Source organism: Microcoleus sp. MOSTC5, assembly GCF_036701825.1.
GTDB lineage: Bacteria > Cyanobacteriota > Cyanobacteriia > Cyanobacteriales > Microcoleaceae > Microcoleus > Microcoleus asticus.
The window spans coordinates 31,881-45,856 of the sequence record NZ_JAUBRK010000004.1; the positions used below are offsets into that span (position 1 = coordinate 31,881).

At 48.1% G+C, this 13,976-nt stretch carries 8 protein-coding genes; 2 read left to right on the forward strand and 6 right to left on the reverse strand.

The window, feature by feature from the left end; all coding sequences use genetic code 11:
- Positions 1–186: 186 nt before the first annotated feature.
- The gene (locus QUA54_RS02705) at positions 187–681 is read right to left on the reverse strand and encodes a DUF427 domain-containing protein (protein ID WP_333197229.1); all 495 of its coding nucleotides are present in this window, start codon (positions 679–681) and stop codon (positions 187–189) included.
- Between the two features lie 113 nt (positions 682–794).
- Between QUA54_RS02705 and QUA54_RS02710 the strand changes: the two genes are divergently transcribed.
- Positions 795–2,072 (forward strand): GH25 family lysozyme, encoded by a 1,278-nt coding sequence (locus QUA54_RS02710; protein ID WP_333413063.1) that lies wholly within the window; start codon positions 795–797, stop codon positions 2,070–2,072.
- Between the two features lie 453 nt (positions 2,073–2,525).
- A complete protein-coding gene (locus tag QUA54_RS02715; RefSeq protein ID WP_333413065.1) occupies positions 2,526–4,484 on the forward strand; it encodes a cation:proton antiporter domain-containing protein in 1,959 nt (652 codons plus the stop codon).
- Between the two features lie 48 nt (positions 4,485–4,532).
- Here QUA54_RS02715 and QUA54_RS02720 read toward each other — a convergent pair whose 3' ends face one another.
- The 5 genes from QUA54_RS02720 to QUA54_RS02740 all read right to left on the reverse strand — a co-directional run bounded on the left by QUA54_RS02720 (position 4,533) and on the right by QUA54_RS02740 (position 13,970).
- A complete protein-coding gene (locus tag QUA54_RS02720; protein WP_333413067.1) occupies positions 4,533–7,259 on the reverse strand; it encodes a tetratricopeptide repeat protein in 2,727 nt (908 codons plus the stop codon).
- A 410-nt stretch (positions 7,260–7,669) separates the two neighbouring features.
- Complete coding sequence (locus tag QUA54_RS02725; protein WP_333413068.1) at positions 7,670–9,403, reverse strand: S8 family serine peptidase; 1,734 nt, start codon at positions 9,401–9,403, stop codon at positions 7,670–7,672.
- Between the two features lie 206 nt (positions 9,404–9,609).
- Complete coding sequence (locus QUA54_RS02730; RefSeq protein ID WP_333413070.1) at positions 9,610–9,747, reverse strand: hypothetical protein; 138 nt, start codon at positions 9,745–9,747, stop codon at positions 9,610–9,612.
- 51 nt (positions 9,748–9,798) lie between these two features.
- The gene (locus QUA54_RS02735) at positions 9,799–10,431 is read right to left on the reverse strand and encodes a hypothetical protein (protein ID WP_333413073.1); all 633 of its coding nucleotides are present in this window, start codon (positions 10,429–10,431) and stop codon (positions 9,799–9,801) included.
- A 602-nt stretch (positions 10,432–11,033) separates the two neighbouring features.
- Positions 11,034–13,970, reverse strand: a complete 2,937-nt coding sequence (locus QUA54_RS02740; protein WP_333413075.1) for a tetratricopeptide repeat protein — start codon at positions 13,968–13,970, stop codon at positions 11,034–11,036.
- Between the last annotated feature and the right edge of the window lie 6 nt (positions 13,971–13,976).

Sequence of the window (13,976 nt, forward strand, 5' to 3'; positions counted from 1 at the left end):
TTGATAGTGGGCTTTTTGCGTAGTAAAAAAAACAGGTTTCTGGGCAAGTCCTCAACTCATTCACGGCGTCCACAAACTCAAGAAACCAGGTTTTTAAACCGGGCTGAAGCTGTAACGAGGCTTTGCGTAAAAAAAACGTGGTTTCTGCCACTGTTCTCAACTCAAAACTCAAAACTCCACATTCCCTCACCAGCCCCAAGTTCCTGGCCCTCCCTTAAACGGGCCGACAATATCTTTGGTAATCCAGCCGCCGTAAAAATCCCCTGGTTGAGATTGCACTAATTCGCCGTCCACATAACAGGCATCCATCTTGCTCGGATAAAAAGCTACATAATCTTTAATAGCCTCAAAGACTTGGGTGGGATTGGGATAAAACCAAGCAGCATTTACTACTTCCTTTTCTCCCACCGTCACAGTGTAATAACCGGCTTGTCCCTTCCACTCGCACCAAGAACCCCGTAAAGTTTTGTGCAAATATTCCATTTTGATGTCCTCGGGGCAGATATAGTAGGCAGGAGGGTGGCTTGTCTCCAATACCCGCTGAGGACGGCGCGTGTCGGCGATCGTCACTCCATTAAAAACTATCTGTACGTGTTTGGTCAATTCCTCAAGGCGAGGGGGACGCGGGTAATCCCAAACAGACTCTTGACCGGGGCCGGGCTCTATTCGATCGAAGTTCATTTGCACAATCTCCCCTGCAAAAAAAACACTTAGCGACTTAGCATTACAATTTAATGTACCCTTAATCGAGTCGCTGCTTCAGACCAAACCAGCTTTTCTCAACTCTTCGTAATATGAGTATTCGCGGTATAGACGTTTCCGACTACCAGCCCAATGTCAATTGGCAAGCAGTTGCCCGGGAAGGTATTACCTTCTGTTTTGTCAAATCGACGGAGGGTGCAACGTTAGTTTCCCAAACTTTTGCCCGCAATTGGGCGGCTATGAAAGCGGCCGGGATTCAACGCGGTGCTTACCACTTTTTTCGACCTGCAAGCAGCGTTCAAGGACAAATAGATTTGTTCTTGAAAACTGTCAAACTCGAAGCGGGGGATTTGCCGGCAGTCTTGGATTTAGAAACTACAGGCGGTTTGACTGTGACTCAATTGTGCGATCGAGCCGCAATTTGGTTAGAAGCAGTCGAAAAAGCCACGTTGATGCGCCCGATTATCTACACTTACCCCGGTTTCTGGGACAGCCTGGGGACAAAACGGTTTGCCGATTACCCGCTGTGGATTGCTCACTATACCAGTGCTGAGGAACCTTGGGTTCCCGGCGGCTGGAAAACTTGGACTTTTTGGCAGTACAGTGACACCGGCAGCGTGTCCGGCGTATCGGGCAATGTAGATACCAATATTTATGAAAGCGTCCGAGAAGGCGCCCTAAGTTATAAAGTTGCAGACATCCAGAAGGAATTAAGAATTAAAGGTTTTTATCAAGGCGCGATGGACGGTAAATTTGGAGCCACCACCACAGCGGCGCTCATCTCGTTTCAGAAATCTCAAAGTCTCAATCCAGACGGCATTGCAAGCCTCAAAACCTGGGCCGCTTTGATGCGAAAATCTCCCAAAGTAGTTGTCCCCCCACCAGCGCCGACACCCGCCCCGCAGCCGACTCCCACTCCAACTCCCCCTGCCATATCAGGCGTGCGGCTGACTCAGGTATTCTCGTCTTATCAAGCTAGCGCTAGCCAAGATACTGCCTTAATTTGGCTGCAAAGTCAGGTGCCTACCTCTGTTTTAGGGGACTTTGCTCAAAAATGGCGGGCAACTGCCTTACCTCCAGACACTAATTTGCGATTGATAGATGTCGGCAAATTTTATCGCGGTTTAGCACAACAAGACCAAGCTTTAGATTGGCTGCAAACACAAATTTCTCCGGCTATTCTTACCGAGTTTGCGCAAAAGTGGCGCTCTCAATCTACTGTCAATAATTCTCCGATTCGGCTGATAGATGCGTGCAAATTTTATCGGGCAGCACCCAACCAAAACCAGGCTTTAGATTGGCTGGAAGGGCGAATTTCGCCGGCAATTCTATCGGATTTTTTTCGCAGGTGGCAGAATGCCAATCGATGATAGATTAGAGATTTAAAATTGTAGATTTTAGATTGACTCTACAGATGAATCTTGCGATTTTAGATTCTTTTAGATTGTAGATTGACTCCAAAAATGAATCTGGGGGTTTGACGCCTCTGTAATTGAAAAGCCGCCAAATCGTGCTATTTGAGATTTGAGATTTGAGATTGACTCCATATCAAAACAAGTCAAATCCTCTCCCTCTGTGTCCGCATCCCCGTCGAACTCTCAAACATAACCGACAATCTCTCGCTTAGCTACAGCTTGCTGCCATCTTTGACGCCAAGAGGATTATCTGATAAAGTTATAGCGACTATCAAGGTTTTTTAATCTTATTGGGAAAAATCCAGGGCCGTGCCGAGTTTGTAAGCTGCGCCGAAAAGAGCGCCTGCACTCCAATTACCCGCGATCGAACATTTAAAACTGAGCGGGCAGCCTGTAACAATTATATCTATGGAAATCCCCTTTAACATCACCCAGTTGATGGTCATGACCGTCATCTGTGGCATCAGCGCTCAAGTTCTGGCGGCTTATCTGAAGGTTCCGGCGATCGTCTTTTTGCTGTTGTTTGGCATTTTAGCCGGCCCAGACTGCTTGGGATTGCTGCACCCCAATCTGCTGGGCAGCGGTTTGGAAGTTATGGTATCGCTTTGCGTAGCGTTAATTCTGTTTGAAGGCGGCTTGAATTTGGAATTGCGAGATTTGGGCAAAGTTTCCGGCAGCATCCGCAATTTAGTTACGGTAGGCACTTTAATTACGCTAATTGGCGGCGGAATGGCCGCACACTGGTTGGGGGAATTTCCCTGGCCGATCGCATTTCTGTATGCTTCTCTAGTAGTCGTCACCGGCCCGACAGTAATCGGCCCTTTGCTCAAACAAGTATCGGTTGACAAACAAGTCGCCGCCTTGCTAGAAGCTGAAGGCGTTTTAATCGATCCTGTCGGAGCAATTCTGGCGGTATTGGTGCTGAATATTATTTTAAACGGCAATCCTGATTTGCTGGTTTTGTTCCGAGATTTAATCGTGCGGCTTTTCGTTGGCGCAATCGTCGGAGTTGCAGGCGGTTGGCTGCTGGGATTCATTCTCAAGCGATCGCGATTTCTCTCAGAAGACCTCAAAAACTTAGTAGTTTTAGCCAGTTTATGGGGATTTTTCGGCTTAGCAGAAGAAATCCGCAGCGAATCGGGACTGATGGCAACTGTGGTATCCGGCATCGTCCTCAGAACCGCTGCTGTCCCAGAAGAAAGGCTGCTGAGGAGGTTTAAAGGTCAACTTACAGTCCTTGCTATTTCCGTGCTGTTCGTGCTGCTGGCGGCCGATTTATCCCTCGCTAGTGTGGTCGCCCTCGGTTGGGGAAGTTTGTTTACAGTTTTAGCTTTAATGTGGGTAGTGCGGCCGATCAATGTTTGGTTGTGTACTTGGAACAGCGGACTGAATTGGCGGCAGAAATTATTTATTTGTTGGGTAGCGCCGAGGGGAATTGTCTCAGCGTCGATCGCATCTTTATTTGCAATTTTGCTCACCCAGCGGGGAATCAACGGCGGAGACTCGATTAAAGCCTTAGTTTTCCTAACAATTATTATGACAGTTTTCGTCCAGGGACTAACCGCCGGACGGATGGCTCAACTTTTGGGCATCACCTCAAAATCTGTAACCGGTGCAGCAATTGTGGGGTCAAACCCTTTGAGCAGATTAATTGCTCGCTTGTTTCAAGAACGCGGAGAATCTGTGGCAATTATCGACACCGACCCGGAAGCTTGCGCACAAGCAGAACGAGAAGGTTTGCGAGTGTTTTTGAGCAGTGCTCTCGACCACAGCGTGTTAGAAGAAGCCGGACTGGATTCGATGGGAACTTTTCTGGCAATGACTAACAATGGCGAGGTAAACTTAGTGTTAGCTCAGCGAGCGGCCGAGGAGTTTGCACCGCCGAGGGTTTTGGCAATATTCCCCAAAGATCCGCAAGCAAATACGCCTGCAAATCAGGCTAAAATCAATCAAGCTTTTGTCTCCGATTTGTCGCTGAAGGATTGGAACGAATATTTGAGCGACGGCGAAGTAAAATTGGGGGAAACTGAGTTAAAAAGTGAGGGATTGCAGTTTCAGATTGCTCACTTGCAAGCTTTGGTTCAAGCCGGGGAGTTGGCGCCGCTGCTGCTGGAAAGGCAGGGGTACTTGCAAGTAGTGTCGGCGACCCAGATTTGGCAAGCGGGCGATCGAATTATTTATTTGCTGTACGATCCGACACCGAAATTGTTGAAAAGATTGTCTGGTTCGTCGCAGTCTCGTTTGACTTTGGAAAAGCATCAAGTAGTTGAAGAAGTGCCGGTTCCTCCTCCGGTTTTAGAGCCGGTTTTGGAGGAAATGGAAATAGCAAAGGATGCTGAAATTTTGCAGCCGCCAGTTTCGCGGTAAGAGCAGTATCCCCGATCGTACTGTGTAATCTGCTTGTCGCGATCGTCCTTACTCTGCCTCCCCAATTAAAGTAAATGCCGCCCAATTTCGCGGCCCAGGATGAGTTTTCATTGTAGTTAACATTGCTTGCCGAAGTGCCTGTGCTTTGTCGGGATTATTTTGCAAGTTTTGATAAAACGACTGCATCAATTCAGATGTGGGCGCATCGGGAACTGCCCATAAAGAAACAATCACACTCGGCACTCCTGCCGAAATCAAAGCGCGCGACAAGCCAATCACTCCATCCCCGGTAATCCTGCCTTCTCCGGTGTTGCAAGCACTCAAAACGACTAAGCTTGCTTGCAGTTTCATGTCGAAAATCTCTTCTGCGGTTAATAAGCCGTCATCGCTACCAGAAGGAGCCAGAGCGATCGCACTTCCCAATCCGCGCACATCATCCAGCAATCCATGCGTTGCCAGGTGAATAATCGATGCTTGGGGCATTTTTTGGACGATCGCAGCTTTTGTCCCTTGAGCGCCTGTGATGGCTTGGGTATTGAGCAGAGGCGCGATCGCTCTAGCTTCGGCTTCGGCCCCAGGTAGAGGAGACAATTGCTGTTTGGGAGCTCCCAGATAGGCAGACACACTAGGCATCGTGGGATTGCCCAAGACTAGAGCGTTACTGCTGTTGGCTGGCTTCTGTACCAACTTCTGCCGTTGCTGTCTTGTCAAATCCAAAACTTGAATCGAGGGGGCGGTGAGAATCGTGTGTTTTTGGATTAAGTAAGTACCGTTAGCATCTTGGAGAGCGGGGAAGGGCACCTGGAACAGGGAACGTTGAGGAATGAAAATGACATGGGCATTGGGATCTTTTGGCAAAAGCGTTTCAATTGGGTCAATCAGCAGTTGATGCAGTGTCGGTAAGTTGGGTTGCGGTTGAACAAAACCGGTACTGCTGCGACTGCGAACGGCAAGAAACTCCTGATTGCCAATAATTAGATCGGTTAGAGAGGCTTTGTGCTGCTGCCAGAGAGGTTTGATGTCTACCTCGCGGAATGTGATTTCGCCTGTGGGTTGAATCACCCAGATGTAGAGCGCGGATTCACGCCCTACTTGTATGCCCTGAATCTGGAAGTCCTCGTAGATGATGGAATACTGCACCAAAGTGGCGTTCTGTGCTTTGGCTATTTGGCGGATTTGATCCTGGTTGGGAGCAGTGGCGATAACCGGATTGGCAGAATCAGATGATAAGCGTTGTGTGAGTAGATCGACAAAGGCACGAGCACGTCCCCGTTCCGCAATTTCTAAAGCGGCGATCGGGTTATTCTGAGCCACCCGAACTTCTTGTAACATCCGATAGGTGCGAGCTTGTCCTTCAAAGATGGAGATTTTATTCGCGTCGTTGGAGCCGAGCATTTGACGCATTGATTCCCAAACTTGAATCCCATTGACGAGAATTTTCTCAGCTTCTGTTAGGTTGCCAGCTCTCAAGAACGCCGATCCCAAGTTGTTGAGCGCCTTACCTTCCCCGTCGCGGTCTTTAATTTCGCGTGCGATGACTAAATATTGCTGTGTATACTCAATGGCTTGAGAATAGTCGCCCAGAGAGCCGTAAGTGCTTCCCAAGTTGTTGAGCGCCTTACCTTCCCCGTCGCGGTCTTTAATTTCGCGGGCGATGGCTAAACTTTGCTGTAAATACTTGATGGCTTTGGCCAAGTCGCCCAGAGAGCCGTAAGTGATTCCCAAACTGTTCAGTGTCGCACGTTCCCCGTCGCGGTCTTTAATTTCACGGGCGATAGCTAAACTTTGCTGTAAATACTCAATGGCTTTGGCCAAGTCGCCCAGAGAGCCGTAAGTGATTCCCAAACTGTTCAGTGTCGCACCTTGCCCGTAGCGATCTTTAATTTCGCGGGCGATGGCTAAACTGAGCTGTAAATACTCAATGGCTTTGGCATAGTTCCCAAGAGAGTGGTAAGCACTTCCCAAATTGCCCAGCGCCCAACCCTCCCCTCGGCGGTCTTTAATTTCGCGGGCGATGGCTAAGCGCTGCTGTGTATACTCAATGGCTTGGGCATAGTTGCCCAGAGATTTGTAAGCGTCTCCCAAAGTGTGCAGTGCCCTACCTTCCTCTTTGCGGTCTTTAATTTCACGGGCGATGGCTAGACCCTGCTGTGAATACTCAATGGCTTGGGTCGAGTTGCCCAGCAAGTAGTAAGCACCTCCCAAAAGGTCTAGTGCTGCACCTTGCGATTGGCGGTCTTTAATTTCGCGGGCGATGGCTAACCACTGCTGTGAACACTCAATGGCTTGGGCATAGTTGCCCAGAGAGTGGTAAGCGGCTGCCAAATTGCCCAGTGCCATACCCTCCCCAAGGCGGTTTTTAATTTCGCGTGCGATCGCTAAATATTGCTGTGTATACTCAATGGCTTTGGCATTGTTGCCCAGAACGTGGTAAGCGTTTCCCAAATTGCCCAGTGCCATACCCTCCCCAAGGCGGTCTTTAATTTCGCGGGCGATTGCTAAACTCTGCTGTGAATATTCAATGCCTTTGGCATTGTTGCCCAGAGCGCGGTAAGCGACTCCCAAATTGCCCAGTGCTGCACCTTCCCCTTGGCGGTTTTTGAGGGCGCGATAAATTTGGAGTGCCTGTTGCCAGGAATTCATTGCTGCTGGCAATTGACCAGTCTGATACTGTTGAATCCCCTGCTGCAATAGCCGATCGGCCTCGGTTTTACGAGCATCGGTAGTTTTAGCGATCGCCGGGAAGAGAGAGTCAGGAGTAGTTAATAGGGACATAGTGGCAACCAGGAACAGGGAAATGGAAGCTAGGAAAACATGAGTGAGCCTAGAGTGGGTCGATTTGAGTCGCTTAAATGGGGAATACAGCATAGGATTCTAGAGTTGGAATTTAGAGAATTAGCCCGATCGCTCTTTCTGCAGTCGTCGTGCGATCGCCTCAATCTGCCACAGGCGATCGACCTTCATAGAAGCTTACTCTGTCTCCCCGATCTCGCGGCAGGGATGGGGACTCTAATCTGAATTAGACGACTATTTTAGCGATCGCCCGATCGGCTTGAATCAAACCATATCCAGTGGCATAGTCAAATCCAACAGCAAAACCGGGCGTGTTTGGATCGTCCATATCCAGAGCCGTCTGCTCTAATCCTCGATTAATGTCCGCAGGACTTAAGTGGGGATTTGCAATGCTATCCTGTCAACCCATTCCGATTAGCTGTTGTCGTCAAAATGTACTCAACTTGAGCCGGAGTTAAAGTCGGATTGGCATTCAAAACTAAAGCCGCTACACCCGCTACTTGTGGCGTTGCCATAGACGTGCCACTTCTGAGCTCATAATCCTCATCAGGAGTGGTAGAAACTATCTCTACTCCCGGAGCAACTAAGTAATCTAAAGGTGTAAAACCCGAGCGGTTAGAGTTATCAGCCATGCGGCCTCTTACATCAATGCTGCCCGCAGCAATTCCCCAGAGATTGGCATTACGAGCTGGATAACCTGGTTGGAGACCACCCTCATTTCCGGCTGCCATAACCACAACAGAGCCTTTATTATTTGCATACTCAATTGCGTCATTCACCTGATTGGAAGGGTAAGAACCACTGAGGTTAATTACATTGGCTCCATTATCAGCAGCATAGCGGATTCCAGCAGCAACATTATTCGGCGAGCCGGGACTAGAGGCGGGCCATACTCTCACAGGCATAATCTTTGCATTGTACGCAACTCCTGTGATGCCAAAATCATTTCGCTCTGCCGCGATAGAACCTGCTACGTGAGTGCCGTGACCGTAGAAATCATTACCTATTGGGTTATTATCGATCTGATCTCTTGGGTCGTTGTCGTTAGACACAAAATCCCAACCACGAATATCATCAATATATCCGTTGCGATCGTCATCGATGCCATTTCCAGCAATTTCACCAGCGTTCTGCCAAATATTGCCATCCAAGTCGGGATGGGTGTAGTCAACACCAGTATCTACGACAGCTACAACAATGCCATTTCCTGTAATGTTCTGATTCCAAACTTCAGGTGCATTTATGACATCTAGCGCCCAATTAGTTCCGCCAAAATTGGGAAGAGCAGGGAAAAGAGTTGAGCGGTTTAAGGTGCTAGAAACTGCGGCATTTGCATTCACCAAACCGTAGCCGTAATTACTATTAAAAGGGCCGCTAGGTGTTGTAATATCTGGCACTACAGGAACAGAGGTTGCAGAAAGACTCAGGTTGTAATTGGTAGAGCCTGAGTAGCTCTCGACTTGGACATAGTATGTCCCAGGAGCCAGATTGAATTTATTAATCACATCGGGGGTAGTGCCAGAATTATTAGAGGAGCTAATAAATTCACCATTTTCAACTACACCGTTGCTATTTTTATCTTGAATTAGCCATACGTCAGCATCCGCGCTCAAACCGTCGAGACGCAGGCTAAAATTGCTCTTAGTGTTGATATCGAATCGATAGAAATCGTCGGAATCTCCAACTCCGACAAAATCAGTTAAGCTGATGCTACCGTTCTCAACACCAACAAGATTACGAGCTGTCGAAAGAGAGTTACCTGGATCGGCTAAATTCAACTGGGAAGCAGAGATAGTTCCTGTTAGCGGATCTGCAGTTGCGATCGCCGATTGTGATTGCGGTTTGAGTTGAGAATCGGCGACATCGCCAGTAACTCGATCGCTCGCAGGGAAACTGAGGCCCTGGCCTGCATCAGCTACAATAAAATCTGCTATCTGTGTCTGTCGATCGAAGCTGGATGCTGTGGGATTAGTCAAGCTAGATTCAGGACTGTAACCAGAAGCATTCAGTGGAGCGATCGCTCCTTTGAGCAAGTCGCTGTTAGCCGGAAATGTTGATTGGGCGATCGCGTTTGGCTGTTGATTGAAATAAAGGCGCTCGTTAGGATTAGTTGTGATGTCTAACATAATTTAAAACCTCAGATATTTAGATTCATTCTTGATTTAAATCTTACGCAGCACAGATCGAAAAATCATTCGTTCTACCCACAGACTGGATCGAGTACGGGGTGCAAAATAGATTGCGGGAAAGTGCAAAGTATGTGAATAGGTAGATAGATGGTTCGCTCAAATACAGCAGATTCCACGTTTATGAAGGACACCCGCCTATCGATCTATCCCGCCGTAGGGACGCGGCAGTGCCGTGTCCCTACTTCATAAACCTGGAATACGCTGTAAGTTTTGAGATTGAAGCGCGATCGCGAACAAAGATTCATTCCGCAGTCAGCCAGAGAATTAATTGCCTGTCTCATAGCACAAGTCCTCTAAAAGAGGAGTGAATAATATAACTCATTAGTCTTCTTTCAGATATAAATCAATTCAACTATCAAATAGAAATCTCGATCCTCCTGAAAGCGAGCTAGCAGTTCCGGTATGCGATCGTGCTTGCCCAATTTGCGCAATACTCGCGCTTCCCGCTCGAACAACTTGGTTGTTTCGATCGACTGACTTTTCAAACGTTTGACTGCACATAAAGGGCAATGGGGCACATCTTCATCTTCCGCAAGATCAGTATCGCTAAACTCGGTACTTACCAAATGTTCGGTAATTCGGTAACGCATTGGCAGTTTTCTGTCCAGCATCGCATCTGGCGGTACGGGGGGTTGACTTTTTTGTACAGATTCCGACTGCACGCTTTGCTGTGCCACTCTCATCGCGGACTCCCACAAATTTTTGTTGCGGACTCTTTCGTCCGGGTCGATAATTCCTGCATCTTTCAATACCTCTGTCAGCAATTTCCACAAATGATAAGCAACGTATCGCCCTAAGTAGCATATTTGATAGTTCCGCGCGATCGCATAATTATTCTTGATTTCTTGGTATGTCAAACCATCTAACACTCCTTGAATAATTGCTCGCTGTAAGCCGTTCAATGGTTCGCCTCTCTTTTCCTGTACCAGGTTATCTAGAATGTTTGTAGCTGATTCTGCATTCATAAAGTTACGCAGTAAGTTGACAGTTGACAGTTGACCTGTAGTAGGGGCGGTGCCAAGATGCCCCGCCCTCTTAGTTGATAGTTGACAGTTGACAGTTGATATAGCAATCCTAAATGAGTCGTAAATTTTTTACCCCGTTCTACAAATTCACAAATTCGGATGTATTGTCGCCAATTAATCGCCGAGGTTCTGACGGATCGGGTTGTAAAACCATAAAAAAATCCTCTTAACACTTGACTTAAATCTTAAGCAACCCAGATGGAAAAATCATTCGTTATACCCACAGAATTGATGAAGTATTAAGTGCAAAATAGATTGCGGGAAAGTGCAATGTATGTGAATATGTAGGGTAGATGGTTCACTTCCATCAGTTTTGAGATTGAGAAGATAACTCGGCGGTTGAAACCGCGTCTACACAAAAAAAGTCGGCCTTCGCCGACTAAAGAATAAAGATTGTTTCTGATTGCATCGGAATTATTACTATCGGAAATTAGGAGACGGCACTGCCGTCTCCTCTATCATTCCGGTACAAACGGAATTGATAAAATTTAGGATAAAATTTAGGATAAAAACATTGAGCCGATCGCGCTATTCATAAAAACTTACTCTGCCTCCCCAATTAAAGTAAATGCCGCCCAATTTCGCGGCTGGGGATGAGTTTTCATCGTGGTTAACATTGCCTGCCGCAATGCCTGTGCTTTGTCGGGATTATTTTGCAAGTTTTGATAAAACGACTGCATCAATTCGGATGTCGGCGCATCGGGAACTGACCATAAAGAAACAATCACGCTGGGAACGCCTGCCGAAATCAAAGCGCGCGACAAGCCAATCACTCCATCCCCGGTAATCCTGCCTTCTCCAGTGTTGCAGGCACTCAAAACGACTAAGCTTGCTTGCAGTTTCATGTCGAAAATCTCTTCTGCAGTCAATAAGCCGTCATCGCTACCAGAAGGAGCCATAGCGATCGCACTTCCCAATCCGCGCACATCATCGAGCAATCCATGCGTTGCCAGGTGAATAATCGATGCTTGGGGCATTTTTTGAACGATCGCAGCTTTGGTCCCTTGTGCGCCTGTGATGGCTTGGGTTTTGAGCAGAGGGGCGATTGCGATCGCTTCAGCTTCAGCCCCAGGTAGAGGAGACAATTGCTGCTTGGGTTCTCCCAGAGAGAGAGACACGCTTGGCATCGTAGGATTGCCCAATACTATAGCGTTACTGCTGTTGGCTGGCTTCTGTGCTAGCTTCTGTCGTTGTTGTCGAGTCAAATCCAATACTTGAATCGAAGGGGCGGTGAGAATCGTGTGTTTTTGGATTAAGTAAGTGCCGTTGGCATCTTGGAGAGCGGGAAAAGGCACCTGGAACAGGGAACGTTGAGGAATGAAAATGACATGGGCATTGGGATCTTTTGGCAAAAGCGTTTCAATTGGGTCAATCAGCAGTTGATGCAGTGTCGGTAAGTTGGGTTGGGGTTGGGTGGAGCTAAGACTGCTGCGACTGCGGACAGCCAAGAATTCTTGATTGCCAATAATTAAGCTGGCTAGGGAGGCGTTGTGCTGCTGCCAGAGGGGTTTGAGGTCAACTTGGCGGAACGTGATTTCGCCCGTGGGTTGAATCACCCAGATGTAGAGCGCGGATTCACGCCCTACTTCTCGGCCCTGAATCTGGAAGTTTTCGTAGATGATCGAATACTGCACCAAAGTGGCGTTCTGTGCTTTGGCTATTTGGCGGATTTGATCTTGCTTGGGAGAAGTGTTAATAACCGGATTGGTAGAACCTGAAGATAAGCGCTCACTCAGGAGATCGACAAAGGCACGAGCACGTCCCCGTTCGGCAATTTCTAACGCAGCATTTGGGTTGTTCTGAGCCACCCGGACTCGTTGTAAAATCCCATAAGTATTAGCTTGTTCTTCAAAGATGGAGACTTTATTCGCATCGTTGGAGCCGAGCATTTGACGCATTGATTCCCAAACTTGAATCGCATTAACGAGCATTTTCTCAGCTTCTGTTGGGTTGCCAGCTCTCCAGAACGCCGCTCCCAAGTTGTTGAGCGCCGAACCCTCCCCAAGGCGGTCTTTAATGGAGCGGGCGATGGCTAAATGTTGCTGTGTATACTCAATGGCTTTGGTATAGTTGCCCAGAGATTGGTAAGCACTTCCCAAATTACCCAGTGCCTTACCTTCCCCAAGGCGGTCTTTAATTTCGCGGGCGATGACTAACTGTTGCTGTGTATATTCAATGGCTTGGGCATAGTTACCCAGAGATTGGTAAGCACTTCCCAAATTACCCAGTGCATTACCTTCCCCAAGGCGGTCTTTAATTTCGCGGGCGATGACTAACTGTTGCTGTGCATACTCAATGGTTTTGGCATAGTTGCCCAGAGATTGGTAAGCGATTCCCAAATTGCCCAGTACCCTACCTTCCCCAAGGCGGTCTTTAATTTCGCGGGCGAGCGCTAACAGTTGCTGTGAATACTCAATAGATTTGGCATAGTTGCCCAGATCGCCGTAAGCGATTCCCAAATTACCCAGTGCCGCACCTTCATTTTGGCGGTCTTTAATTTCGCGGGCGATGGCTAAACTCTGCTTTGAATACTCAATGGCTTTGGCGTAGTCACCCAGAGACTGGTAAGCGAGTCCCAAATAACTTAGTGCCGCACCCTCCCCCTTGCGGTTTTTAATTTCGCGGGCGATGGCTAACAGTTGCTGTGAATACTCAATGGCTTTGGCATAGTTGCCCAGAGACTGGTAAGCGATTCCCAAACTGCCTAGTGCCACACCCTCCCCTTCACGGTTTTTAATGGAGCGGGCGATGGCTAAACTCTGCTGTGTATACTCAATGGCTTTGGCGTAGTCGCCCAGAGACTGGTAAGCGAGTCCCAAATAGCCCAGTGCTATACCTTCCCATTCGCGGTGTTTAATTTCGCGGGCGATGGCTAACATTTGCTGTGAATACTCAATGGCTTTGGCATAGTCGCCCAGAGACTGGTAAGCGAGTCCCAAACGGCCCAGTGCTACACCTTCCTGACGGTGGTCTTTAATTTTGCGGGCGATGGCTAACAGTTGCTGTGAATACTCAATGGCTTTAGGATAGTTGTCCAGAGATTGGTAAGCGAGTCCCAAAATGTATAGTGCTGCACCCTCCCTTTGGGGGTGTTTAATTTCGCGGGCGATGGCTAAACTCTGCTGTGAATACTCAATCGCTTTGGCATAGTTGTGCAGATCGAGGTAAGCGAGTCCCAACAAGCCCAGTGCTGCACCCTCCCCTTTTCGGTTTTTGAAGGCGCGATAAATTTGCAGTGCCTGTTGCCAGGAATTCAGCGCTGCTGGGACTTGGCCAGTCTGATACTGTTGAAGCCCCTGCTGTATTAGCCGATCGCCCTCTGCTTGACGAGCATCGGTAGTTTGAGCAGTAGCCGGGAGTGGGAAGTGGGGAGGAATATAAAAAGCAACAGATAAAAGGTAAAAGGCTAGGGGAAAGAGAAAGCGCGATCGCACTTTACAATTACTAGATTTAAACAGTGTTAGCGAGAAAGGCTGCATGGGATT